General features: G+C 71.0%; 30 protein-coding genes. 20 read left to right on the top strand and 10 right to left on the bottom strand.

What is annotated here, in order from left to right; all coding sequences use genetic code 11:
- Positions 1–15 precede the first annotated feature (15 nt).
- From ACZ6TB_RS01750 to ACZ6TB_RS01685, 14 genes are read left to right on the top strand one after another with little or no spacing between them, the layout of a single operon-like run.
- Positions 16–858 (top strand): carbohydrate ABC transporter permease, encoded by an 843-nt coding sequence (locus ACZ6TB_RS01750; protein WP_465549434.1) that lies wholly within the window; start codon positions 16–18, stop codon positions 856–858.
- Between the two features lie 12 nt (positions 859–870).
- Entirely contained in the window at positions 871–1,254 is a 384-nt protein-coding gene (locus ACZ6TB_RS01745; RefSeq protein WP_465549432.1) for a C-glycoside deglycosidase beta subunit domain-containing protein, read from the top strand.
- On the top strand, positions 1,251–2,258 hold the full coding sequence (locus tag ACZ6TB_RS01740) for a sugar phosphate isomerase/epimerase family protein (protein ID WP_465549430.1): 1,008 nt from the start codon (positions 1,251–1,253) through the stop codon (positions 2,256–2,258). Before ACZ6TB_RS01745 ends, ACZ6TB_RS01740 begins: the two co-directional genes overlap by 4 nt.
- On the top strand, positions 2,258–2,656 hold the full coding sequence (locus ACZ6TB_RS01735; RefSeq protein ID WP_465549428.1) for a C-glycoside deglycosidase beta subunit domain-containing protein: 399 nt from the start codon (positions 2,258–2,260) through the stop codon (positions 2,654–2,656). The genes ACZ6TB_RS01740 and ACZ6TB_RS01735 overlap by 1 nt, the downstream gene beginning before the upstream one ends.
- Positions 2,657–2,666: 10 nt before the next feature.
- Positions 2,667–3,662 carry a sugar phosphate isomerase/epimerase family protein gene (locus tag ACZ6TB_RS01730; protein ID WP_465549426.1) on the top strand — a complete coding sequence of 332 codons (996 nt, stop codon included), beginning with the start codon at positions 2,667–2,669 and terminating at the stop codon, positions 3,660–3,662.
- Positions 3,662–4,417, top strand: a complete 756-nt coding sequence (locus ACZ6TB_RS01725) for a TIM barrel protein (protein ID WP_465550282.1) — start codon at positions 3,662–3,664, stop codon at positions 4,415–4,417. Before ACZ6TB_RS01730 ends, ACZ6TB_RS01725 begins: the two co-directional genes overlap by 1 nt.
- A complete protein-coding gene (locus ACZ6TB_RS01720; RefSeq protein ID WP_465549424.1) occupies positions 4,414–5,493 on the top strand; it encodes a Gfo/Idh/MocA family protein in 1,080 nt (359 codons plus the stop codon). Before ACZ6TB_RS01725 ends, ACZ6TB_RS01720 begins: the two co-directional genes overlap by 4 nt.
- Complete coding sequence (locus tag ACZ6TB_RS01715) at positions 5,490–6,977, top strand: GMC oxidoreductase (RefSeq protein WP_465549422.1); 1,488 nt, start codon at positions 5,490–5,492, stop codon at positions 6,975–6,977. The genes ACZ6TB_RS01720 and ACZ6TB_RS01715 overlap by 4 nt, the downstream gene beginning before the upstream one ends.
- Complete coding sequence (locus ACZ6TB_RS01710) at positions 6,899–7,657, top strand: hypothetical protein (protein WP_465549420.1); 759 nt, start codon at positions 6,899–6,901, stop codon at positions 7,655–7,657. Before ACZ6TB_RS01715 ends, ACZ6TB_RS01710 begins: the two co-directional genes overlap by 79 nt.
- Positions 7,654–9,243 (top strand): GMC oxidoreductase, encoded by a 1,590-nt coding sequence (locus ACZ6TB_RS01705; RefSeq protein ID WP_465549418.1) that lies wholly within the window; start codon positions 7,654–7,656, stop codon positions 9,241–9,243. The genes ACZ6TB_RS01710 and ACZ6TB_RS01705 overlap by 4 nt, the downstream gene beginning before the upstream one ends.
- Positions 9,236–9,571 (top strand): C-glycoside deglycosidase beta subunit domain-containing protein, encoded by a 336-nt coding sequence (locus ACZ6TB_RS01700; RefSeq protein WP_465549416.1) that lies wholly within the window; start codon positions 9,236–9,238, stop codon positions 9,569–9,571. The genes ACZ6TB_RS01705 and ACZ6TB_RS01700 overlap by 8 nt, the downstream gene beginning before the upstream one ends.
- Positions 9,568–10,449 carry a sugar phosphate isomerase/epimerase family protein gene (locus tag ACZ6TB_RS01695; protein ID WP_465549414.1) on the top strand — a complete coding sequence of 294 codons (882 nt, stop codon included), beginning with the start codon at positions 9,568–9,570 and terminating at the stop codon, positions 10,447–10,449. Before ACZ6TB_RS01700 ends, ACZ6TB_RS01695 begins: the two co-directional genes overlap by 4 nt.
- Positions 10,446–11,375 (top strand): sugar phosphate isomerase/epimerase family protein, encoded by a 930-nt coding sequence (locus ACZ6TB_RS01690; RefSeq protein WP_465549412.1) that lies wholly within the window; start codon positions 10,446–10,448, stop codon positions 11,373–11,375. Before ACZ6TB_RS01695 ends, ACZ6TB_RS01690 begins: the two co-directional genes overlap by 4 nt.
- Positions 11,372–12,343 carry a sugar phosphate isomerase/epimerase family protein gene (locus ACZ6TB_RS01685; RefSeq protein ID WP_465549410.1) on the top strand — a complete coding sequence of 324 codons (972 nt, stop codon included), beginning with the start codon at positions 11,372–11,374 and terminating at the stop codon, positions 12,341–12,343. The genes ACZ6TB_RS01690 and ACZ6TB_RS01685 overlap by 4 nt, the downstream gene beginning before the upstream one ends.
- 3 nt (positions 12,344–12,346) lie before the next feature.
- Here the strand turns inward: ACZ6TB_RS01685 and ACZ6TB_RS01680 are convergent, their stop codons facing one another.
- Genes ACZ6TB_RS01680 through ACZ6TB_RS01670 form a run of 3 tightly spaced genes read right to left on the bottom strand, consistent with a single transcriptional unit; the run spans position 12,347 to position 14,992 of the window.
- Positions 12,347–13,102, bottom strand: a complete 756-nt coding sequence (locus ACZ6TB_RS01680) for an FAD:protein FMN transferase (RefSeq protein ID WP_465549408.1) — start codon at positions 13,100–13,102, stop codon at positions 12,347–12,349.
- Positions 13,099–13,575 carry an FMN-binding protein gene (locus ACZ6TB_RS01675; protein ID WP_465549406.1) on the bottom strand — a complete coding sequence of 159 codons (477 nt, stop codon included), beginning with the start codon at positions 13,573–13,575 and terminating at the stop codon, positions 13,099–13,101. The genes ACZ6TB_RS01680 and ACZ6TB_RS01675 overlap by 4 nt, the downstream gene beginning before the upstream one ends.
- A 16-nt stretch (positions 13,576–13,591) precedes the next feature.
- Entirely contained in the window at positions 13,592–14,992 is a 1,401-nt protein-coding gene (locus tag ACZ6TB_RS01670) for a ferredoxin reductase family protein (RefSeq protein WP_465549404.1), read from the bottom strand.
- Positions 14,993–15,140: 148 nt separating this feature from the next.
- Between ACZ6TB_RS01670 and ACZ6TB_RS01665 the strand changes: the two genes are divergently transcribed.
- Positions 15,141–15,737, top strand: coding sequence for a Pycsar system effector family protein (locus ACZ6TB_RS01665; protein WP_465549402.1), 597 nt, complete (start codon positions 15,141–15,143; stop codon positions 15,735–15,737).
- A gap of 61 nt (positions 15,738–15,798) precedes the next feature.
- Here the strand turns inward: ACZ6TB_RS01665 and ACZ6TB_RS01660 are convergent, their stop codons facing one another.
- Complete coding sequence (locus ACZ6TB_RS01660; RefSeq protein ID WP_465549401.1) at positions 15,799–16,200, bottom strand: ester cyclase; 402 nt, start codon at positions 16,198–16,200, stop codon at positions 15,799–15,801.
- Between the two features lie 53 nt (positions 16,201–16,253).
- The gene (locus ACZ6TB_RS01655) at positions 16,254–16,409 is read right to left on the bottom strand and encodes a hypothetical protein (protein WP_465549399.1); all 156 of its coding nucleotides are present in this window, start codon (positions 16,407–16,409) and stop codon (positions 16,254–16,256) included.
- Between the two features lie 164 nt (positions 16,410–16,573).
- Here ACZ6TB_RS01655 and ACZ6TB_RS01650 point away from each other — a divergent pair, with 164 nt between their 5' ends.
- The 3 genes from ACZ6TB_RS01650 (at position 16,574) to ACZ6TB_RS01640 (ending at position 19,758) form a co-directional block, all read left to right on the top strand.
- Positions 16,574–18,142: an alpha-amylase gene (locus ACZ6TB_RS01650; RefSeq protein ID WP_465549397.1), complete on the top strand. Its 1,569-nt coding sequence runs from the start codon at positions 16,574–16,576 to the stop codon at positions 18,140–18,142.
- Positions 18,143–18,271: 129 nt separating this feature from the next.
- Positions 18,272–18,778, top strand: coding sequence for a SigE family RNA polymerase sigma factor (locus tag ACZ6TB_RS01645; RefSeq protein ID WP_465549395.1), 507 nt, complete (start codon positions 18,272–18,274; stop codon positions 18,776–18,778).
- The gene (locus ACZ6TB_RS01640) at positions 18,775–19,758 is read left to right on the top strand and encodes a hypothetical protein (RefSeq protein WP_465549393.1); all 984 of its coding nucleotides are present in this window, start codon (positions 18,775–18,777) and stop codon (positions 19,756–19,758) included. Before ACZ6TB_RS01645 ends, ACZ6TB_RS01640 begins: the two co-directional genes overlap by 4 nt.
- A gap of 28 nt (positions 19,759–19,786) precedes the next feature.
- Here the strand turns inward: ACZ6TB_RS01640 and ACZ6TB_RS01635 are convergent, their stop codons facing one another.
- From ACZ6TB_RS01635 to ACZ6TB_RS01625, 3 genes are all read right to left on the bottom strand, one after another.
- Positions 19,787–20,848, bottom strand: a complete 1,062-nt coding sequence (locus tag ACZ6TB_RS01635) for a cellulose binding domain-containing protein (RefSeq protein WP_465549391.1) — start codon at positions 20,846–20,848, stop codon at positions 19,787–19,789.
- 75 nt (positions 20,849–20,923) lie between these two features.
- The gene (locus ACZ6TB_RS01630; protein WP_465549389.1) at positions 20,924–22,225 is read right to left on the bottom strand and encodes a glycoside hydrolase family 32 protein; all 1,302 of its coding nucleotides are present in this window, start codon (positions 22,223–22,225) and stop codon (positions 20,924–20,926) included.
- 13 nt (positions 22,226–22,238) lie between these two features.
- Positions 22,239–22,991 carry a hypothetical protein gene (locus tag ACZ6TB_RS01625; RefSeq protein ID WP_465549387.1) on the bottom strand — a complete coding sequence of 251 codons (753 nt, stop codon included), beginning with the start codon at positions 22,989–22,991 and terminating at the stop codon, positions 22,239–22,241.
- Positions 22,992–23,085: 94 nt separating this feature from the next.
- Here ACZ6TB_RS01625 and ACZ6TB_RS01620 point away from each other — a divergent pair, with 94 nt between their 5' ends.
- Together ACZ6TB_RS01620 and ACZ6TB_RS01615 are read left to right on the top strand one after the other, a co-directional pair.
- The gene (locus tag ACZ6TB_RS01620; protein ID WP_465549385.1) at positions 23,086–23,640 is read left to right on the top strand and encodes a sigma-70 family RNA polymerase sigma factor; all 555 of its coding nucleotides are present in this window, start codon (positions 23,086–23,088) and stop codon (positions 23,638–23,640) included.
- Complete coding sequence (locus tag ACZ6TB_RS01615) at positions 23,624–24,274, top strand: hypothetical protein (RefSeq protein WP_465549383.1); 651 nt, start codon at positions 23,624–23,626, stop codon at positions 24,272–24,274. Before ACZ6TB_RS01620 ends, ACZ6TB_RS01615 begins: the two co-directional genes overlap by 17 nt.
- A gap of 104 nt (positions 24,275–24,378) precedes the next feature.
- Here the strand turns inward: ACZ6TB_RS01615 and ACZ6TB_RS01610 are convergent, their stop codons facing one another.
- Together ACZ6TB_RS01610 and ACZ6TB_RS01605 are read right to left on the bottom strand one after the other, a co-directional pair.
- A complete protein-coding gene (locus tag ACZ6TB_RS01610) occupies positions 24,379–25,008 on the bottom strand; it encodes a TetR/AcrR family transcriptional regulator (RefSeq protein ID WP_465549381.1) in 630 nt (209 codons plus the stop codon).
- Positions 25,005–25,427, bottom strand: coding sequence for an ester cyclase (locus ACZ6TB_RS01605; RefSeq protein WP_465549379.1), 423 nt, complete (start codon positions 25,425–25,427; stop codon positions 25,005–25,007). The genes ACZ6TB_RS01610 and ACZ6TB_RS01605 overlap by 4 nt, the downstream gene beginning before the upstream one ends.
- Positions 25,428–25,471: the final 44 nt, after the last annotated feature.

Here is a 25,471-nt window from a genome sequence, read left to right as displayed (position 1 = left end):
CGAGAGGAGAACGCGGTGTTCCGCTACACGAAGAAGACGCTGATCCTCGAGATCGGCACGGTCCTGGCGGCCGTCGTCATGCTGATGCCGTTCTATTTCCTGGTCTCCACCTCGCTGAAATCGGAACAGCAGGTGCTGACCACGTCGACGCTGTCGTTCCCGACCAGCCCGACGTTCCAGAACTTCGTCACGCTGCTCTCGCCGGGCGGCGGCGCCTCGTCGAGCATCTTCCACGGGCTGCTGTCGAGCGTGCTGATCACGACCGGCACGATCCTGGCGCTGATCGCCGTCGGGTCGCCGGCCGCCTACGTGCTCACCCGCTCGACCAGTCGCTGGTCCAACCGTACGTACTACCTGTTCCTGATCGCGATCCTGCTGCCCACCCAGCTCGGCATCGTCCCGCTCTACGTCGAGGCCCGCACGCTGGGCCTGGTCGGCACGCCGTGGGGAATGGCCGTGATCTACACCGGCATGCTCATGCCGCTGTCGGTCTTCCTCTACGCCGGGTTCTTCCGCCGGCTGCCGATCGACTACGAGGAGGCCGCGACCGTCGACGGCGCCTCGCGGACCCGCATTTTCACCCGGGTGGTCTTCCCGCTGATGGGCCCGGCGACCGGAACGGTGTCCATTCTGGCCGGGCTGATCGTCTGGAACGACTTCTTCACCGCGCTCATCTTCCTGAACGGCTCGGAATACCAGACGCTGCCGGTGGTCATGTACAACTACGTCGGTTCCCTGGTCTCCCAGTGGAACCTCATCTTCGCCGTCGTGATCGTGTCGATGATTCCGATCCTGGCGTTCTATTTCTTCGCGCAGAAGAAATTCATTCAGGGGTACGCCGGCGGGCTCAAGGGCTGAGGAGAGAACACCATGATGCCGGAGCTCATCATCGAGCCGGATTCACTGCGCATGCGCGACGACAAAGTAAGCGTCAAGGTCCGCATGCCGTGGTACCGCGCGCTGCCGTTGTCCTCGGTCGCCGACGTGCGCTGGACGGTCGACGGCCGGCCGATCGCGCGCGAGTCGATCACCTGGACCGTCGACGGCGCCACCTACCGCCTCGACGACCTGCCGCCCCGCCACGACCGGTGGTGGTACGTCCTGGACTCGGCCGTGATCGAGGGCGACCTGGCGGCGACGGGCGGCGAGAAGCACGAGGTCGCGGTGACGCTCGCCCTCTACATCCCGTACATCACCACCGATCACGGCGTGCTGCTGATCGAGGAGAGCGACGTCAAGGAGATGGCGGCATGATCCAGGGCGTCACCCTCTACAGCTTCACCCGGGCCTTCCACCAGCGCCGGTACACCTTCGCCGACCTGGTACGCGAGGTGGCCCGCCGCGGCCTCGGCCCGGGCCTCGAGATCGTCGGTTTCCAGAGCATCAAGGGCTTCCCGGCGATCGACGAGGACTTCAAAAACCAGTTCCGGGCACTGATCGACGAGACCGGGCTGACGCCGACCTGCCTGTCCGCCAACGCCGACGCGGGACTGCGCCGCGACCGGATGCTCACCGACGACGAGCTGGTCGACTACATGCGGCCGCAGATCGCCGCGGCCAAGGAGCTGGGCTTCCCGGTCGTGCGGGTGCAGATCTCGCTGACGCCCGACGACATGGAGCGCCTGCTGCCGGTGGCGGAGCACTACGGCGTACGGCTGGGGCTGGAAATTCATTCGCACCAGCACCCGAAGCACCCGGCCATCCAGGCGCTGCTCGAACGCTACGAGAAGCTCGGCTCGCCGCTGCTCGGCTTCGTGCCGGACTGGGGCGCGTCGCTGCGGGCGGTCCCGCAAACGCTGCTGCGCAAGTACCGCGAGGCCGGCGTGCCCGAGGAGCTTCTCGACGAGCTGGTGGCCACCTGGCAGCGGCACCACGCCGAGGGCCCGCCGATGACCGAGCAGCAGCACGGGCGCTGGTTCGGAGAGGTCATGCAGCTCGCCCACCGGCACGGCGCCGGCGACCGGGCGATCGAGATGGCGGTCAACTTCACCGGCCTCTTCGGCCACGCCCCGGTCCAGGACTGGGCCGACGTCCTGCCCTGGACCGTCCACACCCACGCCAAGTTCTACGAGATCGACGAGAACGGCGACGAGCCTTCCGTTCCCGTACGGGACCTGGTCGCCCTCTGGGTGAAGAGCGGCTACACCGGCTCCTACTCCAGCGAGTGGGAGGGCTTCCACTGGAACCACTGGGACGACCCGTTCGAGGTCGTCGCCGCCGAGCAGGCAATCATCCGCGCCGCTGAAGGGGACCACTGATGGCGACCGACGACACGATCCTCACCGACGACAGCCTCCGGTCGCGGCCGGGCGGCCTCGGCATCGCCGTGAAGATCCCGTGGTACCGCAGCCTGTGGCTGTCCAGCGTCAGCGACATCGCGGTCACCCTCGACGGCGCCTCCGTCCCGCGTGACGAGCTGCGGGCCGAGCTCGGCGACCGCACCTACCGGATCGACGAGCTGCCGGAGCAGTCCGAGACCCTCTGGTTCCTGCAGGACCGGCTCGTCATCGTCGTGCCGCGGGACCGGCCGCCGGCCGCGGGGGAGCGGGTCGACGTCGAGGTCAGCATGGCCGTCCGGCTGCCCTACATGCAGATCGCCCCCGGCAAGTACGTGACCAACCACGCCACCAACCGCCGCGCGCTCGCGGTCCGCTGAGGAGACCACGATGACCATCCAGCTCGGTCTCACCCTCTACTCGCTGACCAGCGAATGGGCCGCCGGCCGCTACGACCTGGCCGGCCTGCTCGACGTGGTCGCGAAGGCCGGCATCGGCCCCGGCATCGAGATCGTCGCCTCGCAGACGATCCGCACCTACCCCGACGTCACCAAGGAGTTCGTCCGCGAGTGGCGGGACGCCTTCGACCGGCACGGCTTCGTGCCCAGCTCGTTCGGCGCCAACCTCGACATGGGCCGCCGCCGCGACCGGGACATGACCCCCGACGAGGAGTACGAGTTCACCGCCGCCCAGTTCCGCAGCGCCCACGCGCTCGGCTTCCCGCTGGTGCGCATCCAGAGCGCCAACCCCGCGCTCATCCGGCGCCTGATGCCGCTGGCCGAGGAGCTCGATCTGACGCTGGGCTGGGAGATCCACGCGCCGATGGGCCCGAACTCGCCCCCGGTGCTGGCGATCCGGGAGACGTACGAGCAGATCGGCTCCCCGCGCCTGGGGTTCGTCGCCGATTTCAGCTCCACCATGCACGGCATGTCGCCGGCGCTGCTGCGCGGCCTCACCAAGAAGGGGCTGCGGCCGCGGGATCTCGGTGTCCTGCAAGAGATCTGGGCCAAGGACACCGGCATCAACGAGCGGCACGGCGAGTTCATCGAGTACCTGCACACGCAGAAGATCGCCCCGGAGAGCCTCGGCTCGTTCGCCCGGCTCGCCTTCAACATGCACGGCCACGTCGACCCCCGCGAGTGGTCCGACATCATGCCGCAGATCGCCCACGTGCACGCCAAGTTCTACGACATCGACGAGAACGGCGACGAGCCGGCCATCGACTACCCGGCGATCGTGCGCGAGTTCGTCAAGGGCGGCTACACCGGCTTCTTCTCCAGCGAGTGGGAGGGCCATGCCTTCGCCGACCTCGACGAGGCCGACCCCGTCGACCTGGTCCGCAAGCAGCACGCCCTGATCCGCCGCTCGATCGCGGAGGCCGCGTGATGCTGTCGCCCAACATCGAGCTGCTGTTCACCGAGGCCGGACCCGACTACGGGGACCGCGCCCGGGCGGCCGCCGCGGCCGGATTCGACGCCGTCGAACTGTGGAGCCTCGCCGGCAAGGACCTGGGATCGCTGGCCGCCAGCGGCGTCGCGGTGACCGCGGCCCTGGTCGAGTACCCGCCGAAGACCAGCTTCACCTTCCCCGGCACCGACCACACCGCGTATCTGGAGATGGTCGACCGCGCGGTCGAGGACGCCCGCCGGATCGGCTGCCCGCGCCTCGTGCTCGCCTCCGGCCTCGGTTTCCCCGGCCTCTCGCGGGACAAGAACCTCGACATCCTGGCCGGGGTCTTCGCCACCGTGGTCGAGCGGACCGCGGGCTCCGGCATCAGTTTCGTGCTGGAGCCGGTCAACACCCGGGTCGATCACCCCGGCGCGCTGCTGGATCGCACCGCCGACGGCGTCCGGGTCGCCAAGGCGGTCGGGGCGGACAACTTCGGCATCCTGTACGACCTCTACCACTCGATCACCGAGGGGGAGGACCCGGCGACCGAGCTGGCGAACGCGGGCGGGCTCGTGCACTACGTGCAGATCGCCGACGCGCCGGGTCGCGGCGAGCCGGGCAGCGGCGCCATCGACTGGCCGGCCCGGTTGAAGACCCTGCGCGCCGCCGGTTACGACGGCCCGATCGGGCTCGAGTACTACCCGACGGTCGAGTCCGCGCAGTCGATTCAGTACATCAAGGGGGAATGGTGACCGATCGTCTTCGGGCCGGCATCGTCGGCGTCGGCTTCATGGGAACCGTGCACGCCCGCGCGATCCGGCGCGCCGGCGGCGTCGTGGTCGGCGCCGTCGGCTCCACCCCCGAGTCGTCGCGCCGGGCGACCGGGGAGCTGGGCGCCGAGCGTCCGGTGGAGAGCTACGACGAGCTGCTCGCCGCCGGCGTCGACGTGGTGCACGTCTGCACGCCGAACGCGACCCACGCGCCGCTGGTGCGCGCCGCGATCGAGGCCGGCAAGCACGTCATCTGCGAGAAGCCGCTCGCGGTCGGCCGGGCCGAGGCCGCCGAGCTGACCCGGCTGGCGGCCGCGGCGGGCGTGACCGCCACCGTCCCGTTCGTCTACCGCTTCTACCCGACCGTCCGCGAGGCCCGGAACCGCGTCGCCACCGGCGTGACCGGGCCGGTGCGGCTGCTGCACGGCTCCTACCTGCAGGACTGGCTGGCCGCGGAGACCGACGACAACTGGCGGGTGGACGCCGCCACCGGCGGGCCGTCGCGGGCGTTCGCCGACATCGGCGTGCACTGGTGCGACCTCGCCGAGTTCGTCAGCGGGCACCGGATCGTCGCCGTCGCCGCCCAGACCATGACCGCCGTCCCGAACCGGGGCGGGCGGCCGGTCGCGACCGAGGACGCGGCCGTGGTGCTGTTCCGCACCGACCGCGGCGCCGTCGGCACCGTGACGATCAGCCAGATCACGCCCGGCCGCAAGAACCGGCTGTGGGTGTCGATCGACGGGTCGGTGGAGTCGCTCGGCTTCGACCAGGAGAGCCCCGAGACGCTGTGGATCGGCGGCCGGGACGTCAACCGGCAGCTGCTGCGCGGCTCGGACTCGGGCTCGGCCCCGGCCGCCCGGTACGTCACCGTGCCGGCCGGGCATCCGCAGGGCTACCAGGACTGCTTCGACGCGTTCGTGGCCGACAGCTACGCCGCGATCGGCGGGGACGCGCCGGACGGGCTGCCCACGTTCGACGACGGGCTGCGGGCGGCGGTGCTCACCGAGGCGGTCCTCGAGTCGGCCCGCACCCAGGCCTGGGTGGAGGTGGCGGCGTGAGCACGGTGCTGATCATCGGCAGCGGGCCGAACGGGGCCGCGTACGCCCGCACCCTGGTGGAGAACTCGGACGCCTCGGTGCTGATGGTCGAGGCGGGACCGGTGATCGACACCCCGCTCGGGATGAACGTCAAGAACATCGCCGACCCGGCCGCGCAGGCCGCCGCCCGGCTCGCCTCCCAGGGCCGGGCCGCCTCGGGCGTCGCCGGCATCCCCGGCGGCGTGGTCGTCGAGGGGACGGTCACCGCGCGGCAGGGCACCCACCTCATCGGGCAGCCGGTCGAGGGCTCGCCGGGCATGCCGGCCGCCGCCGTGGCCACCTGCGTCGGCGGGCAGGGCGCGCACTGGACCTGCGCCACCCCGCGGCCGCAGGGCAGCGAACGGATCCCGTTCCTCGACCCGGCCGAGTGGGACCGGCACGTCGCCGGCGCCGAGTCGCTGCTGCACGTCACCAAGACCGCGTTCGGTGGCGCGCCCCAGGCCGAGGCCATCCTCGACGTGGTCGGCGCCGAGTTCGCGGCCGACGGCATCACGGTGCGGCCGCTTCCGGTGGCCGCCGACCCCCGCGCGGACGGCACGCTGCGCTGGTCCGGCACCGACGTCGTGCTCGGGCCGGTCGTCGACGACCCCCGGTTCACGCTGCTGGCCGAGACGCTGTGCGTGCGGCTGCTGCGCGACGGCCACCGGGTGGTCGGCGCGGTGCTGCGCGACCTGCGGACGGGCGAGGAGCGGGAGGCGCGCGCCGACACCGTGGTGGTCGCGGCCGATGCGATCCGTACGCCGCAACTGCTGTGGGCGTCGGGCATCCGGCCGGCGGCGCTGGGCCGCTACCTCACCGAGCACCCGCTGATCTTCGGCGTGGTCGCCGTGCGGGAGGGCGTGCTGCCGCCGCCGGACGGCGCGAACCCGGTCGACCCGATCCGGGCCGTGGTGTCGATCGGCTACGACGAGGACCGGCACCCGTTCCACGCCCAGCTCATGTACTCGCCGATCTGCCCGGCGCCGCTGCCGCCGGACAGCCGGTTCCGCGACAACCCCGGCGGCTACGTCGGCATGGGCTGGGGTGTGCGCAAGTGGCCGCGGGCCGCCGACCGGCTGCTGTTCGACGACGCGCGGCCGGACGAGAACGGCCTGCCCAGCGTGCGGATCGCCTACGAGCTGACCGACCGCGAGGAGGCCGAACTCGACCGGGCCCGCAAGTTCCAGGCGCGGGCCGCGGCGGCGCTCGGCGAGTTCGTCGACGGCATGCCGGTGACGATGCCCGCCGGCAGCTCGCTGCACTACATGGGGACGGTCCGCACCGGGCCGGTCGACGACGGGACGAGCGTCTGTGACACGTACGGGAAAGTCTGGGGATTCGAGAATTTGATCGTTGCCGGGAACGGGCTGATCCCGACCGCGAACTCGTGCAATCCGACCCTCACCAGCGTGGCCCTCTCCCTGCGCGGCGCGACCGCGCTGGCGTCGTCCGGGGGACGCTCCTGATCGGGCCGAGTGCTCGGCTCTCCCGAGCGCCTTCGCTGCGACTGCTGTTCGTCGCCCTGGTCGTCTTCGCGATCGCCGGCGTCGTCTCGCCGTTGCTCGGCGGCACCCTCACCGACACCGTCGGCTGGCGCTGGATCTTCTGGGTGAACGCGCCGCTCGGCGGCCTGGCGCTGCTGCTCGCCTGGCTCTCCGTCCCGCGGGTCGCGCTCGCCGTGCGGGAGCCGTTCGACCTGGCCGGCGCCGCGCTGCTGACGGTGTGGACGACCGGGGCGACGCTCGCCGCCGCCGGCTTCACCTGGGCGGTCGCCGCCGGATCCGTGGTCGCGTTCGCGTTGTTCGTCGCCTGGGCCCGCCGCCGCGCCCACCCGATCGTTCCCCTGTGGATGTTCCGCAACCGCACGGTTGCGGTGGTCGGCGCCGCCACCGCCGCGGTGACGCTGATCCGCGAGTTCGGCGTCACGCTCGGCTCGGCCGCGCTCGGCGGGCTGCTCGCCGCCCGGCTGCTGGCCGGTCCCGGCTTCGTGCCCACCGGCGGCGGCTACGCGGTGGCCTATCTCGACGCGCTGCGCCCGCTGCTGCTGGCGCTGCCCGCGCTCTTCGTGCTCGCCCTCTTCGCCTCGCTCCTGCTGCCGGACCACCGGCTGAGCGAAACCCGAGAACCGTTGGAGGTCCACCCATGACCAGGCCCTATCCCGAGTCCGTCGACGTGGTCGTCGTCGGCAGCGGGCCGACCGGCGCGGCGTACGCCCGGATCCTCAGCGAGCGCGCACCGTCCGCGACGATCGCGCTCTTCGAGGCGGGACCGGCGCTGACCGACCCGCCGGGCATGCACGTGAAGAACATCGCGGGGGAGGAGGAACGGCGCGCGGCGCAGCGCCGCTCGGAGGGTCGCCACCCGCACACCGGCGGCGAATCCGGTCGGTACGCCGACCCGGCCCGCCGGATCCTGCGGCCCGGCACCCATCTGCTGCCCGACGGCTATCAGGCGCCGGGGGAGGACGGGCTGCCGGCGCTGGCGATGTCGACGAATGTCGGCGGGATGGGCGCGCACTGGACGGGGGCCTGCCCGCGGCCGGGGGAGGGCGAGCGGATCGCGTTCCTCCCTTCCCTGGACGAGTTGCTGGCCGAGGCGGAACGGATCCTCGAGGTGGACCGGCATCCCTTTGCCGGGGCCCCCTACACCGACCTGGTGCGGTCGCGGCTCGCGGCTGCCTTCGACGCCGGGCGGGCGGCTTCCCGGCGGGTGCAGCCGATGCCGCTGGCCGTGCACCGCCGCCCCGACGGCGCCCTGGTGTGGACCGGCCCCGACATCGTCTTCGGCTCGGTCACCCGCTCGAACCCCAATTTCACGTTATTTCCGGATTCGCCGGTGCGTGAGGTGCTGGTCGAGGACCACCGGGCCGTGGGCGTGCGGGTGGGCGACTGGCAAGTGCGGGCGCGCTTCGTCGTGGTGGCCGCGGATGCCCTGCGTACCCCCCAATTGCTCTTTGCCTCGGGGGTTCGGCCGCCCGCGCTCGGCCGCTATCTGAACGACCAGCCGCAGACCGTCTTCGCGGTTCGCCTGCGCGACGCGTCCCCGTCCGGCACGTCCATCGCGCCCGACATTTCGGAAATGTCGGGCGAGGGCAGAGGTGGCGCGGGCGAAGGTGCGGGTCAGGGGGAGATCGTCGGGCAGAGCGGCGTCGGATGGGTGCCCTATACGGACGCGCATCCGTTTCACGGGCAGGTCATGCAGCTCGACGCCTCGCCGATCCCGCTGGTCGGCGACGACGAGCCGTCACCCGGGACGATCGTGGGGCTCGGCTGGTTCTGCGGCAAGGACCTTCAGGCCAGCGACCGGATCGAGTTCTCCGACACCGAGGTCGACGACTACGGGATGCCCAAGCCGTCGATCCACTACACGCTGACCGACCGCGATCACGCCTCCCTCGCCGCGGCGCGGGAGCAGATCTTGCGGGCGGCGCGGGCGCTCGGGGAGTTCATCGGGGACGAGCCGCTCGTGCTGTCGCCCGGGGCCTCGCTGCACTACCAGGGCACCACGCGGATGGGGCCGGCCGACGACGGCACCTCGGTGTGCGGGCCCACGAGCGAGGTCTGGGGTGTCGGCGGTCTCTACGTCGCCGGGAACAACGTCATTCCGACGCCGATCGCCTGCAACCCGACGCTGACCTCGGTGGCGCTCGCCGTCGCCGGGGCCCGAGACATCGCATCCCAATTGGTTCTCGAGAACGCGGCGAGCGCCGCGACCGGAGGTGACCATGCTTGACCCCCAGATGATCCAGACGCGGGGCTTCCGCAACACCGCGGACGGCTTCGAGGTGCGGCTGCGGCTGCCCTACTACCGCGGCGTCTGGACCGACCTCATCGTCGGCGCGTCGCTCACCGTGGACGGAGTCCGGTACCCGGTGCGGTGGAGCCTGGGCGACCGGTGGCCGGTCGACGTGCCGGCCGTGCTGTCCGCCGAACGGGCCGAGCCGTTGTCCATCGGCTTCCACACGGTCGCGGCCGAGCTGCGGCTGACCATGTCCTACATCCCCGACGAGCTCCAGCCGACGGTCTGGACCGAAGAGCGCAGGCTGGTGATCACCCGATGATCTCGTACGGCGTTTCCCTCTACAGCTACACCGGCGAGTACGGCGTCACGATGAGCCTGGACGACTGCGTCGAGGACGTCGCCGACCTCGGCGCCACCGGCCTGGAGATCCTCGGTGAGGCCCACGTCGCCGGCTACCCGAACCCGTCCACGGCCTGGATCGACGCCTGGTTCGCGCGGCTCGTCCGGCACGGCCTGACGCCGACCTGCTACGGCTCGTGGGTCGACACCCGACGCGGCGGCCGGCCGATGACCGTCGACGAGGCGACCGCCCAGCTGGAGACCGACATCCGGCTGGCGGCGACGCTCGGCTTCTCCTACGTGCGGCCCAAGCTCGGCGTGGTCACCGCCGACCTGGAACCCGACCCGATCTGGGAACCGGCCACCGAACGGGTCCTCGACCTGGCCGCCGACAAGGACATCGTCATCTGCCCGGAGATCCACTGGCCGAGCGTCATCAGGTCCAAGGTGGTCGACGACTACCTCACGTTCATCGAGCGCACCGGCACCCGGCACTTCGGGCTGCTGATGGACACCGGCGTCTTCCAGACCTCGATGCACTTCCGGCGGGGCGGGGTCGCCAGCCGGATGGGGGACGGCGGGGGCCGGCCGCCGGTGACGCCGACCGTGCCGGTCGCCGACCTCGAGGACATCCTCGACCACGTCGTGCACATCCAGGCCAAGTTCTACGAGATCGACGACGACCTGGTCGACCGGCACATCCCGTGGCCCGCGATCGTCGAGCTCCTCGTGCGCCGCGGCTGGTCGGGCTGCCTGTCCAGCGAGTACGAGGGCGACTACGCGCCGGGCCGGGCCGCCGACCAGCTGCGCCGCCAGCACGCCCTGCTCCGGCTGGAGCGGGAAGGGGCGCGACGATGAAATGGTCGTACATGGACCACTGGGTGACCGAGACGCCCCAGGGCCCCCAACCGCCGTCGTTCAACCGCGCCTACATGGACCGGTACATCAAGCAGTTGTCCGCGCTCGGGTTCCGTGGCTTCGACACGTTCTTCTTCTATCTGCCGATGCTGGCCGGGATGTACGGCTCGCTGCCGGCGTTCGAGTCGTTCCTGCGCGACCACGGCTTCGACAAGATCACCGGCATCTTCTCGGCCTACCCGTCGGCGACCCGGTTCACCGCGCCGCACGTGCCGGAGACGCACGACCGGATCTTCGCCGACTGCGAGGCGACCGTGCGGGCGGTCGACAAGCTGGCGGTGGAGAACTTCATCGTGATGCCGTCGACCACGTTCTTCCAGGTCGAGCCCGTCACCGACGAGAAGATCAAGATCATGGCGGACCTGTGGAACCGGGTCGGCCGGATGACGCTCGCGCACGGCATGAAGACCACGTGCCACTTCGAGTTCTGGGGCGCGATCCGGACGCGTACGCAATTGGACCTGTTCTTCCAATACACCGATCCCGCGTACGTGTTCTTCTTCTGCGACACCGCCCAGCACACGATCGCGGGCGTGGATCCGGTGCAGATGTTCCGTGACTACCGGGATCGGTGCACCGGGTTCCACTTCAAGGACACCCACGATGTCGACACCCGCGACGCCTACCGCACCCCGCCCGACCCCGAGCTGATGGCCCCGGACGTGTCCCGCTGGTTCTACGAGATGGGCACGCCCGGCGGGCTCGTCGACTTCCCGGCGCTGATGCGCGAGATCGTCGCGTCGGGCTACGACGGCTGGCTGACGGTCGAGCACGACAAGGCCGAGCTGGGCGGCGGCAGCTACGCGGAAGCCACCTGCGTCGCCAAGTGGTACATCGACAACATCCTCGCCGAGGTGACCGCATGAACGACACGCTGCGCTGGTCCTACGCCCTCAACCAGTGGAACTTCCGGCTCGACGTCTTCGTCCGGCACGAGGACCACCGGCGGGCCCTGCGAACCGTGTCCGCGCTCGGCTTCGACCACGTCGAGCTGGCGGCCGGCACCGGACGATGGGACAACCTCGGCCGTCCCGAGACCATCGCGCTGAACCACGGTTCGCCGGCGGCATTTCTCGATTTCGTACGCTCGTGCGCGGTCACCGGCGTCTCCAGCTTCTTCTGGGACCCGGGCCAGCCGGTCGAGGAGGAGGGCTGGGCGTTCCGCTCGACCCGCAACCCCGCCGACCACGCCGCGATCGTCGAGTCGGCGCGCCCGTTCGTCGACTTCCTGGCCGCGATCGGCGCGTCCCAGCTGGTGTGCCGCCCGGTCGGCTCGGCCTGGATGGGCCCGCCGCCGGACGCCGCCGCCTTCCACGCGATCGGCGCGGTGTGGAACCGGGTGGGCGAGGTCGCGGCCGCCGCCGGGGTGGGCCTGAGCCTGCACTACGACTGCCTCGGCGCCGTGCACACGCTGGCCGACCTCGAGCACCTGCTGGCCTTCACCGATCCCGGCCTGGTCGGGCTGGCGCTGGACACCGCCGAGTTCGCGGTGGCCGGCCTCGACCCGGTGGCGTTCTACCGCGCGCACGCCGACCGGGTGAGCCACGTGCACCTCAAGGACGCGCGCTACGCCGACACCGGCGCCGAGTACCGGATGCCGGCCGCCGAGACCACCATGCTGCGCGGCGGCGCCGGCCGGCGGATCGAGCGCTGGTTCTACGAGCTCGGCGCCGAGGGCGGCCTGGTCGACGTGAAGGGTTTCGTGGCGGCGCTGCGCGAGCACCGCTATCCCGGCTGGGTCGTAGTGGAGAGCGACCACGGCGGCAACCCGGCCGAGCTGGCCATGCTCAACAGCTGGTACCTCCAGCACGAGCTGGCGGTGCCGCGCCGCTGACCGCTATCCGGGCCATCCGGCGGTGGTGCGCACGAGACCACCGGCGCTGACGATCAGCGCCTCGTAGCCCTCGATCATGCCCGCCGATCCGCGGGCGGCGGCCGCGGTGGCGTAGACGTCGGCCCACAGCAGGCTGGGGCCGATGACGGTCACCGCCTTGGTCGTGGCCGCGGGGCGGCGGGTGTGCGGGTCGATGATGTGCCGGCCGCGATGGGTGCGGCCCGAGGTGGCGATGGCGCCGCCGCGGCGCTCGACGACCCGCATCACCCGGGCCGGGTCGTCGGGATGCTCGATGCCGACGCGCCAGGGCGGCTGGTCGTCCGGGGCGTGCAGGACGATGTCGCCGCCGGCGTTGAGGCACCAGCCGGCGCCGGTCAGGCCGGCGAAGGAGGCCGCGGCGCGCTCGACCGCCCAGCCCTTGACCAGCCCCGACGGGTCGTAGCGCGGGCGGCCGTCGCGGGGGTCGGGCAGGCCGCGCGGGTCGAACCAGCCGCCGGTGCGCTCGCGTGCCCGCTCGCACAGCTCGATGACCTCGGTCAGCATCGGGTCGGCGTCGGCCAGGCGGAGCCGCTTGCGCTCCCAGCGGGAGAGGTCGCTGTCGTCGCGGTACGGGCTGAGCACCTCGTCGACCCGGCGCAGGCCGGCGAAGGCGGCCGCCACCCGGTCCGCGACCGGCCCCGCACCGCGCACGTGGATGCTGACCGGCAGCCCCATGATCTGCTCGACCCAGGCCCGCTGGGCGAGCGCCGCGGCGGTCATGCCAGGTGGGCGGCGTCGAGCGCGGCCTGCAGCGACTGCAGGTAGCCGTCGCTGGTGACGGTGGCGCCCGAGACGGTGTTGATGTCGGCGCTCTGCGCCTGCAGGGTCTCCTGCGTGAGGATCGGCAGCGCGTACGCGTTGATCTCCTGGTCCCGGCCGTTCTCGGTGGGATAGACCGGCACCTGGACATCGGTGATCTTGCCGTCGGTGACCGTGATGGTGACCTGGACGTCGCCCCAGCGCGTCGAGGCGGTGGATCCGGTGTAGGTCTTGCTGCCCGAGGAGGACGCGGAGCTTGAGGGCGACGCGCTGCTGGACGTGCTCGGGGTGGGCGACGCGCTGCTTTCCGTGGGGGCGGGGACGGCGGCGGCGACCGCGGCGCCGCTGCCGCTGCCGTTGGTGCTCGTGCGGTAGCTGAAGAGCAGCACGAGGGCGACGATCGTGGAGAACAGCCACAGGGTGATCCGGCGCATCAGAGGTCCTTCGTCTTTACCAGGCGAACAGTTCGGTGTGCAGGTTCTCGGGGCGGACGCCGGCGTCGCGGGCCGCGGTGCGGGCGGCGTCGGTCCAGGCTTCCGGCCCGCACAGGTAGACGTGGGCGGCGGCGATGCCGGGAACCATCTGCCGCAGCGCGTCGGGGTGGCCGGCGTACTGCGCGGGCAGCCAGCCCGGATCGGCGGCGCGCGGCCCGAGCAGGAAGATCACGCGGACGCCGCGGTGGGCCGCGAACCACTCGAGCTCGTCCCGGAACGCGATCTCGGCCTCGGTGCGGGCCCGGTAGATCAGCGTGGCGTCGCCCGGCGCGTACGGGAGCTCGCCCAGCAGGGCCAGCAGCGGGGTGACGCCGATCCCGCAGGCCAGCATGGTCACCGGCCCGCCCTGGTAGGTCTCGCCGGTGAGCTTGCCGTAGGGGCCCTCGATCAGCGCCGTCGTGCCCGGGCGCAGCGTGGCCGCCCGGGAGCTGCCGTCGCCGAGGTCCTTCACGGTGATCCGCAGCTCGCGGCCGTGCGGGGTGGCCGACAGCGAGTAGGGGTGGCCGCGGGTCCAGCCCGGCCCGTCGAGGAAGCGCCACTGGAAGAACTGCCCGGCGCGCACCGGCAGCCGGTCGAGGCGCCGGCCGGTCAGGTAGACCGAGGTGAGACCCGGTCCTTCCGGGACCACCCGGGAGACCACCAGGCGGTGGCGAAGGTTGCGCCAGGCGGGCAGGCCGATCCGGTACGCGATGACGGCGCCGGCGGACACGGCGTACAGCGTCCACCAATAGGCCGTCGAGGCGGCCGAGCCGATGAAGTCGGCGCCGGTCCAGAGCTGGTGCGGAAGAGCAAGACCGACGCCGGCGTACGCGTACAGGTGCATCAGGTGCCATGACTCGTACCGCAGCTTGCGCCGCGCCGCCCGGATCGAGGTGACCACGACCATGACCAGCGCGAGGGTGCCGGCGGTGGCCAGCAGCATCCCGGGGTAGGTCCAGACCATGTCCCACAGCTCGGCGAACGCGTTCGCGTGCGCGGCGCCGGCATAGCCGAGCGTGATCAGCACGACGTGCGCGATCATCAGCCAGAACGAGGTGAACCCCGTCCAGCGGTGCCAGCGGGCCAGCCGGTCCTGCCCGAAGGCCCGCTCGACCAGCGGGACCCGGGCCATCAGCAGCACCTGGAGCAACAGCAGGTCGGACGCCCAGAGGCCGGTCAGCCGCCCGATCGCCGAGACCGCGCCCGAGCCGCCGGCGGTGACCTGCTGCACGCCGCCGTTGCGCACCCACAGCGCGGTCACGATCAGCATCGTCACGCCGGCCGTCACGCCGCCCAGGTCGGCCCACCAGCGCGGCGTCACCCGTGGCGACACGACGCCAACCGGGGCGGGGGTACGAGCAGGGGCCGTTGTCGTCATGCACCCACCATCGGGTGCCCGCCTGTGGAAAGAAGGTCCGTTACCTATGGATCGGCTGTGCGGTTTCTGTCATGCCTCGGTCAGCCGACCGGCGTGTGGGCGATGTTCCCGATCACCACGCCGTGACACCCCCGCTTACCCTGGGTCCATGGGTGATGTACGCAGCGTGCGGGTGTCGGCCAGTCCGGCAAATGTCGAGTTTGCGCGACGTATGTATGACCGGGTCATCGATTGGTACAAGGTTGCCGAGACGAAGGCGCAGCTCCTTTTGACCGTGAACGGGGCCTTCGTCACGATCGCCTTCGGACTCGTCTCGGGCAATGTTGCGGAGTTGCGGCGCGCTCTCGACGTCGCCGGAGCGCTGACCTGGCTGTTCCTGACGTTCGCGATAGTCGCGTTGTCCGGATCCATCTCGGCGGCTTCGGCCACGTTGCTCTCGCAGCATGGCCGGCACATTCGGGAGGACTTCGCTCAGCTCGGCATCGACCCTGCCGACGACAGCACCTACCGGCCGGAGGGCATGTGGTACTTCGGCCATATCGCTCAGCTGCAATGGCAAGGGGTCCAACGCATGCTCACCGACGCGGACGACGACCTCGAGGTGAAGGTCCTCACCTACAACGTCCACGGTCTGGCGAAGACGGTGCTTCGCAAGCATCGGCTGATCAACCTCGGATGGCTGCTGACCTCGACAACTCTCTTGTCGTTGATTGCGGCCGGAGTTTCGCTGCTGGCGCGGGGATGAGATCGGCGGACGTCGTCCAGTCGGAGCCACTGCCCCGGCGAGGATCGTCACGATCCCGCCTTCATTGTTTCTCCGGTGTCAGCAACTGGCGTCGTATGCCGTCGGTGTCCATCAACGACCACACGCTTTCGATCCGGTACTCGCGAAACTGATAGAACACGTGCTCGGCGAACGAAACCCGGCGGCCGCCCGCATCGATGCCGAGAAACACCCGCTGGGGCGTGCAATCGAACCACAGCCGGCAGGCGACCTGGTCCGGGCGAACGACGAGCAGCCGAATTTCGTAGTGCAGATCAGGGATCTTCTCGACATCGTCGGCGAGCAGGGCCTTGTACTCGTCGCGTGTCCACTCCTCGCCGTTGTAGGTGAGTCGATCATGTACATACCGGTCGAGGTCGTCGAAACGCCGGCCATTCAACGCGGCGATGTAGTCGCGATAGACAACCTCGAGCTGTTCGCTCATCGTGTGCTCCAACGATCAATCCGCACCGGCGATTCGCACCCTACCGGCCGCGGTCAGGCGGCCGGGATCGGCCGGCCGAGCATCGTGCAGATCGCCGCGTCGACCACCCGCTGGTCGGCCGCCTGCACGTCGGGGAACTTCGCCCGAACTGGGTCGTGGTGACGACGGTGACCGTCTTGCGACCGGTGGCACCGACCACCTCGAGTCACTGCTGCTCGACCTGCGCCGCCATCCCCACGTCATCGGATTCCTCATCGCTGTCGGCGACGCACGGAGGGTTACCTTCTCGTTACGGCAGGGCTAGTGTTCCCACGGCCGGCATTTCCTCTGTCGCGTGACCGAAGTAGAGCGCGCAGGCCCTACAGGAGGACGGATGGGACATCTCTTTCGGCGGAGCTCGAGCAGCCTCCGGCGATCGGCGCTGGTGTTCGCGAGCGTGCTCGCGGCGGCGCTGGTCCCCGCGGTCGGCGTCGCACTCGAGGGACCAGGCTCGGCCGGCGGCAGCGGTGGAGCCGGGGCGACGCGCACGAGCGGCGACGTGATCGCGAACCTCTTCGAGTGGAACTGGAAGTCGGTGGCCAACGAGTGCGTCACCGTCCTGGGCCCGAAGGGCTACGGCGGCGTCCAGGTCTCTCCGCCCCAGGACTCGGTGAAGCGCACCGAACTGGGGAACGGCAGCGACACGATCCTGCACCCCTGGTGGGAGGTCTACCAGCCGGTGGACTACCACCTCACCAGCCGGATGGGCGACGAGACCCGGTTCAAGGACATGGTGGACACCTGCCGCGGGGCGGGCGTCAAGGTGTACGTCGACACCGTGATCAACCACATGACCGGACAGGGGCACACCTCGTACGGCGGCGTGGATTTCACCAAGTACGAGTACCCGGGCCTCTACCAGCCCGGCAACTTCCACCACCCGGGCGCGGGCTGCCCGACCACCGGTGGCATCGACGACTTCAACGACTACACCCAGGTCTTCAAGTGCGAGCTCGTCGGGCTCTCGGACCTGCGTACCGAGACTCCCGACGTGCAGAGGACGCTGGCCGACTACCTCAACAAGCTCATCGGGTACGGCGTGTCGGGGTTCCGGGTCGACGCGGCCAAGCACATCGGCCAGGCCGACCTGGCGGCGATCGAGGCCCGGCTGCACAACACGGTCGACGGCACCCGGCCGTACGTCGCCCTCGAGGTGTTCCCGGGTGGCCCGGGGCGGCTCTCGCAGTTCGCGTTCCTGGGTCAGGGCAGCGTGCTGGGCCTCGACGTGGACGTACAGATCAAGAACGCCTTCAAGAGCTACAACAGCCCGCCGAACGACGGCAACATCGGTGATCTGAAGGTGTTCGGCACGAACGCCGGGCTGCCGCCGGGCGACAAGGTGCTGGCGTTCGTGCAGAATCACGACACCGAGCGCAACGGTGACGCCCTGAACTACAAGGACGGCGCGACCAACACCATCGCGAACGAGTTCCTTCTCGCGTACGGATACGGACGCCCCCAGGTGTACGCCGGTTTCGCCTGGAACACCCCGGACGACTCCCCGCCGTCGGACGCGAACGGCATGATCACCGACACCGACTGCGGTAGCGGCTGGGTGTGTGTCGACCGATACCCGGGTGTGGCCAACATGGTCGGCTTCCACAACTTCGTCAGCGTCGGTGACGCGCCGGTCGCCAACTGGTTCGACGACGGCACGAACCTGATCGCGTTCAGCCGTGGCAGCAAGGGCTGGATCGCGATCAACAACGAGACGACCGCGCAGACCCATACGTTCCGAACCGGATTGAGTCAGGGCACGTACTGCGACATCATCCACGGCGACTTCCGGAACCGGCACTGCACCGGCCCCACCGTGGTGGTCGGCAGGCACGGTGTCGCCACCGTGACCGTCCCGGCCAAGGACGCCGTCGCGTTCTACGGCGGAACCCAGGTCGCTCATTGATCCACCGTCCCCGGCGGGCGCGGCTCGCCGGGGACGCCTTTCTCGCAACTTCGGCCGCATCTCAGGCAACCGATCGACCACCCCGCCCGGTATTACCCTGCGACGGACCGGAACGGGGAGGCGGCCACGGTGCCGAGAGAAAGAACGGGGTCGGCCGGCGGGTTCGACGAGTTCGTGGTGAGCCGGTCGACCCAGCTACTACGCAGCGCGTACCTGCTGACCGGCGACTGGGCGACCGCCGAGGACCTGCTGCAGACCTCGCTCGTCAAGGCCTGGTCGGCGTGGTCGCGGATCGAGGGCGACCCGGAGCCGTACGTGCGGCGCATTCTGGTCAACTCGCATGCGAGCTGGTGGCGGCGCCGCTGGCGGGCCGAGGTGCCCACCGACGCACTGCCCGAGGCCGGTCGGCTCGCGACCGACCGGATCGACGACCGGGACGGGCTCTGGCGCGCGCTGCGCCGGCTGCCGGCCCGGCAGCGGACGGTGCTCGTGCTGCGCTACTTCGAGCAGCTCTCCGACGCCGAGGTCGCCGACGCGATGGGTTGCTCGATCGGGACGGTCAAGAGCCAGGCCAGCCGGGCGCTGGCGAAGCTGCGGTTGGACGAGTCGCTGACCAGCGAGGAGGCGTTGTCATGAACCTGACCGATCTGCGCGACGTGCTCGACGAGCGCTCGTCGGCCGACTGGGCCGAGGTCCGCTCGCACCTGGTCCTGTCCGGGGTGCGCCGGCGGCTGGAGGTGCGGCGCCGGCGCCGGCGGATCGCCGCGGCGGCCGCGGCCGTGCTCGCCGTCCTGGCCATCCCCGCCGGCCTGCTGACGATCTCGCGCTCAGCGGAGCGGACGGACGGCACGGTGGCCGGTCCGAAGACGATCAACGGCTTTCCCGTGTACGCCCAGGGCACCCGCCTGTTCGCGTCGGCGACGCTGCCGCCGGGCGCCACGTCGCTCGTGCTGCCGTTCGTGCCCGCCTCGACGGATCTGGTGTTCTTCGTCCGATGCACCGAAACGACGTCGAAGAGGGAGTTCGCGCTCAGGCTCAACGGGCACGACGTCATGAGCGGTTCCGGGTGCGGTGCCTCGTTCATTCCGGCGGCCCCGGACGAGATCGGGGACCTCGGCGTCCACGTCGGCGATCGCAGCGTCGTCGAGGTGACGTTCCCGGCGGCCCCACCGGCCGGCTTCGCCGTGGGGATCGGCGAGCGGGTGCCGGTCGACCAGTACGTCCTCCCGGTCCGCCCGGCCGCCCTGACCCCGCTCGAGACCGGCGACAACCTGGCCGTCACCGACGAGGGCGGGATCTCGTACCGCACGACCTTCCTGCTGCGGCCCGACCCCGCCGACCCGAACCAGCCGGTGAGCCGGACGTTCACCTGGGGCAGCGGCGGCCACCTCGCCCTGCGGTCACAGACGCCGGGAGCGCTCACCGTCACGATGAACGGCGTCGTGGTCGCGACCGGCCAGTGGTGGGACTTCGACCAGGGCCTGGTCGACGGCGCGAGCAGCCCGTACTGGCCCTCCGCGACGCAGCGCACCCGAGGCGCCACGGTCACCATCACCGTCACGCCCCAGCGCATGACCGGCGACTGGGCGGTGGCCTTCCAGGAGCCTTCGCCGTGACATCGATGACTCGCCGCGGTGCGCGTCGTCAGGAGGCGACGGTGACGGTGATCGACCACGGGACCTGGGGAGACGGGCACGGCGTGGGCGCGTGGTTGCACGCGGTGTCGGTCACCGTGGACACGCCGACCGTCCCGGGCGCGGCGGCGACGTAACGGGCCACCAGGGGCTGGCCGGTCGGATAGCCGCCGGTGGTGTCGCGCTGCACGAGGACGCCCGCGACGGATAGCTTCGGCGGCAGGTAGTTCTCGGCCAGGCTCACCACCAGGGTGTCGCCGGCGCGCAGGCGTACCGAGCTCTGGTTGTCGGCCGTGGAGACGGTGACGGTACGGCCGGTGGCGGCGACGACCGTGACGTGCACGATCCAGAGCCTGATCGGCACCGTGCACGGCGGCGTGGCGTGCAGGCAGGCGTAGTCCGACCGGGTGGTCAGGTCGGTGGTTCCAGGGGCCGCCGCGCGGTAGAGGGCGGACAGGGGTTGCCCGGTCGGATAACCGCCGCTCCCGGAGAGTTTCGTGAGGGAGCCCCCGGCCGTCGGCGGCAGGTACTCGGCGCCGAGAGACACGCCCAGCGTCTGCCCGACGACCAGGGTGACGGCGCTCTGGCTGCTGGACTCGTCGACGGTCACGTCCGGACCGCCCGGCGGCGACGTCGAGGTCGGCGGTGACGAGGCGCCGTTGTCGCAGCTCATCGCGGGCGCCGGCCAGGTGCCGGAGAGCTGCATCCCAAACGTGGCCGACGCGCCCGGCGCGAGCACGCCGTTGTACGAGGCGTTGGCCGCCGTTGCCGTGCCGCCCGAGGTGGTCACGGTCGCGTTCCACCCGGAGACCACCTGCTGCCCGGAGGCGAGTGCCCAGGTCACTGTCCACTTCGTGGTGGTGGCCGGGGAGGTGTTGGTGACCGTGACCGCGGCGATCTGACCACCGGCCGGCCCGCTGCCCCACTGCGTCTCGATGCGCGTGGTCGCGTCACATCCGCCGGGCGAGGCAATGGCGGGCGCGCCGGCCGAGGAGGTCGCCAGGGCGGTGAGGACGACCGTCCCGCCGAGACCGGCCAGCAGCGCCAGGATCGACTGTCTCCGATTCGCCATGACATCGCACCCTTTCCGGGGCCAGGACGGGCCGCCGCCCGACCAAGGCGAACGTAGAACAGACATGGACGTACGTCAATTGGTTGCGGATTTCCCGGCGAGCTGCCAGATCGTGGCGCTGGCTTCTCGCGGCGCGCGCACCTGGAGGGAGGCGGCCGGCGTCGCGGCGGGCGGGTACAGCCGTTCGGTGAAGACCGGGCCGCCGGACACGAACACCTCGACCACCGACCCATCGAGCAGCACACGTACGTCGCCGGGATCGACGGTCAGCGCCAGGGAGTCGCCGCCGAGGTCGATCACCAGGGTCACCGGGGCGTCGCGCGGCTGCCCCAGTCGGATCTCGATGTCCAGCGGGCCGCCGGGCAGCTCGATGACTTGTCCGGGCTGGGCTTCGACCGTGCTCGCGGTGCCACGCAGGAGCCGCAGCTCCGGTGCGGGGGTGCTGGTGAGCCGGCCGGCATCGTCCAGGTCGAGGACGCGGGGCAGCGTGAGGGCGCCGGCCCAGCCGGACGCCGCGATCGCCCGGTCGTCGCGGTTCTCCCAGGTCCAGCCCCACAGCAGAGTGCGTTCCGGCCCGGCGAGAACGGCCGGTGCGTAGAAGGCTCGTCCGGCGTCGACCCGGCCGCCGTGGGTGGGGGTGAATCGGGGCCGGCCGCCGGTGGTGCCGAGGTCGCCGACGAGATAGGCGACCGGTCCGAGCACCTCGCCGGTCCACCGCGAGACGATCAGGACCCAGCGGCCGGCCAGCGGGAAGAACTGGGGACACTCCCAGATGTCGGCCGGGCAGTGTGCGGCGGCCACGTCGTCGCTCGTGCTCAGGAACGGGCCCAGGTAGGTCCATCGGGTCAGATCGTCGCAGCCGTACAGCAGGACGGTGGCGGCCCCACCGCCGGCGAGGCCGGCGCCGACCAGGGCATAGCGGTGCCCGTCGACGGTGAACACGAAGGGATCGCGGTAGCCGGCCAGCTCCAGGCCCTCGGGTGGCCGGGCGGCCGCGGCCGGACATTTGGTCCAGGTGAGCAGCTCGTCATCCCCGGCCCTGGCCAGGCAGATGCTCGCGTCGAGGACCCCGGCGCCGATCCCGGTGTAGACGGCGGTGGGCACGCCGTCGTCGTCCACCACGCATCCCGACCAGCAGCCGCCGGCGTCGAGGTGCCCGGGCGTGGGGCTGAGCGCGAGGGGCTCGGTGCGCCAGCCGGCCAGGTCGGCGCTGCTGGCGTGCCCCCAGTGGATGTCGCCGTGCACCGGAGCGGCCGGATTGTGCTGGTAGAACAGGTGATACCGGCCGTTGTGGTGGAAGGGCCCGTTCGGGTCGTTGACCCACCCTTGGGCGGGGCGCACGTGCAGCGCGGGAAAGGCCGGATCGTGGCGGGTCATCGTTGCGGCCCCGTCAGGCACCGAAGTAGATGGATTCGATGACGGGGGACGCCACCGGCACATAGTCTCGCAGGCTGATGCCGCCGGGGACATCGATCACGTTGACCATGATGGTGCCGCCGCCCGGTGCGTCGAGCAGGTAGAGGCGGGTGGATACGCCGTTCGCCAGCGTGGTCCGGGTGGGGTGAAACTGCGCGGGATCACCGGTCTGCAGGAGCTGGACGACGGCTTCCTCGGCGTACGGGCAGGTCTTGGTCCATCCTTTCGCGAGCTGAAGATCGAGGACGACGCCGGGCCATCCACCGACCGTCGCGGGCCGCGGGGTGCTCGCCGTCACGCCGGGCAGGCCGTGGATCCACCGCGCCAGATCGCCGGCCGTGCGGCCCACTCCCGGCTCGCCGTCCTCGTCGCAGTTCTGCGATGCGGCCACCACGTTCGACATGACGTTGACGCTGTTCCCACCGTAGAAGTCCAGCACCGGGTCGTCGGAACGGGCCAGCAGGAAGTTGCGGGGCAGATCGATACCGTTCGTCCAGCCGGCCGGCACGGTGTAGGTGAACGTCGGGTGGAACGTCGCCGTGCGGTAGGTGCCGGCCAGCAGATCGCCGCGGCAGGTGCCCAGCTCCGGTGGGCATGCCGCGCTTGCCGCCGGCCGCGCGGACGGCATGGCTCGGGGCTTGTCGTCCGTGCCGGACCGGCAGCCGGCGAGGAGGACGACGACGGCGACGGCCGCCACCGTGGTTCGCTGCGATGTGCTCATACTCATCCACAGCCACCGCGGCCCGATCGGGTTACGGTGAGTCGTAACCCGATCGGCACCCCGCGTCTGTGTGTAGGTGGGGGTGATTGCGCTGACTTCGATGTCGGAGTACTTCCCGGACGGCGCGCTGGTGGCACCGCGGGGCCGGGCCGACGCCGCGCCGGCGACGGCCGACTACGCGGCGTTCTACCTGGCACAGTTCCGGGCGGTCGCCCGCACCGTCTACCTCGTCCTGTACGACCGTGAGCACGCCGAGGACGTCACCCAGGACGCCTTCGTGCAGCTGTACCTCCACTGGGCCAAGGTCGCGCGATACGAGGCCCCGCACGCCTGGGTGCGGCGGGTCGCGATCCGTCTCGCGGTACGAGCGGCACGCCGCGACCGGCAACGAATCCAGCTGACCATGCTCGCCGGGGACTCACCCGCATCCGCGTCGGCGCCCATGGATATCGACCTGCTCCGAGCCACCGCGGCATTGCCGGCCAAGCAGCGCGCCGCCGTCGCGCTGCACTACTACGAGGATCGCCCCGTCACGGAGGTGGCCGATCTGCTGGCCTGCTCGACCGCGGCAACGAAGCTGCTGTTGCACCGGGCCCGGCAGACGCTCGGCGCCGCGCTCGCCGACAAGGAGCTCGACGATGCCCACCGACGCTGAGCTGAACGGCCGGCTGCGGCTGGCGCTGACGAACGCCGCCGATGCGCTCGACCCGCCGGTGGGCTCCCTGCTCGAGCAGGCCACCGCCCGCGGACGACGCCACCGGACATATCGCCGCGCCGCCGTCCTTGCGGTGATGGTGGTGGTTGCTGCCATCCCCGTTGGCATCGTCGGTCTCGGCGGGCGTTCAGCGCCCGCCCCGGTCAGCGCGATCCCGCCGTCCCGGACCGACCTGATCGGCACCTGGCAGACGCCGTCGCTGTCCGGCGGCGACTGGGCGGTCACGTACCAGCGAGCCGGAGGCAGCGACGCGGAAGCCAAGGCATTCCTCGGCGCCCCCATGGACGGCCCCGCCGAGCAGTACCGGATCGTGCTTCACGTGACCGCGACCGAATGGGCGGTGTTCGTCAGCGCCGACGGTCGCAACCTCGAAGCCGGCTGGCGGGGCGGCTATCAACTCGACGGACCGCTCATCCAGGTCCGGGCCACCGGCGACGCCTGCCAGGCCGCCTACCGGCTGACGCTCTCCGACCAGATCCTGCACATCAGCGTCCTGACCGACGACTGCGGCCCGACCGATCTGCTGGCCCAACGGACGATCTACGAGACCACGTCGTTCCAGCGCTCCGGCTGATCTGGTTGCCAACCTCCCGAAGATCTCGCCGGGGCACCGAAGACGACTGCACAAACACCTGCGTCACCTTTCAGGAGGGATCGGCAGGTCCATGAACTCACGGATCATCCGCATGCGGGCAGCAGTGCGTTCGCCATCGTGGTGGCGAGCCACGCCTCGTACCGTTGCAGGCTCCATCCCCGCCGGTGCACCAGCCGCACCTGCAGCTCGGGCGCGGTCAGCGTCCACAGCACGTCGGCGGCGTCCGATGCGCTGAGCCCGGGGCGCAGGGCGAAGCGCTCGCCGAGTATCGCTGCGATCATCGTCGTACCCTTGAGGCGTTCGCGCTCGATGCTGTCGGCGAAGTCGCGGGCGGCGGGCTCGAGCAGGATCGGCAGCAGCGCGCCGGCGCGCGCGTACATCTCCCGGCCGAGTCGCGCGTACAGCGCCAAGAACTGCCGTGCGTCCACGGCCTCGCGCATCGCGGCCACCGTCGGGCGCTCCATGATCGGCACCGGCTCGTCGTCGCCGGCAAGGGCGGTGTCGTAGACGGCCTTGAGCACCGCCGCCTTCCCGCCGACGGTGTTGTACACGGTCTGCACGCTGACGCCGGCGCGGTGGGCGATCGCGTCGACGGTCGTGCCCGTGTAGCCGCGGCGCAGCAAAAGCACCCGGGCCGCCTCGAGCACCCTCTGCCGGGTGGCGCGGCGCTGCTCGGCCCGAACCTGGCTGGAGTAGCGCCGCGCCGTGGTCACAGTGCCACGGGCTCCGGCGTCGGCAGCGCGCCGACCTGCCACAGCGCGGCGAGTTCGTCGCGCACGCCCCAGTGCTCGGCGAGGACGCCGTCGCGCTCGCGGTACATGTGCATGGCCGGCATCGCGTAGGGCTTGCCGGTCGCGGGAAAGCCGAGGTGGCCGCTGTTGTGCCGCCCGTGGGCGGTCGTGCGAAGAGCCACCGTGTCCCCGGCGGCTACGACCTCGTGCACCTCGTACCGAAGCTGCAGCACCCCGTGCAGGAACCCGAGGATCGTCAGGTACCCGGCCCGGCCCTGCGGAGCCCACGGCGGCGCCCCGTGGTCGGTGAAGTCCTCCGCCACGAGCGGCGCGACGCGCTCCAGATCGCCGGCGTTCAGGGCGTCGAGAACGTCACGGGCGAGCCGTTCAGCGGTGGTCATGTGGTCCTCCCCAAGTAATCCGAAATTGGTAGAACCACGTTCCA

The sequence above is a fragment of the Actinoplanes sp. NPDC051537 genome (assembly GCF_055586105.1).
This window is presented reverse-complemented; position numbering and strand designations above follow the sequence as displayed.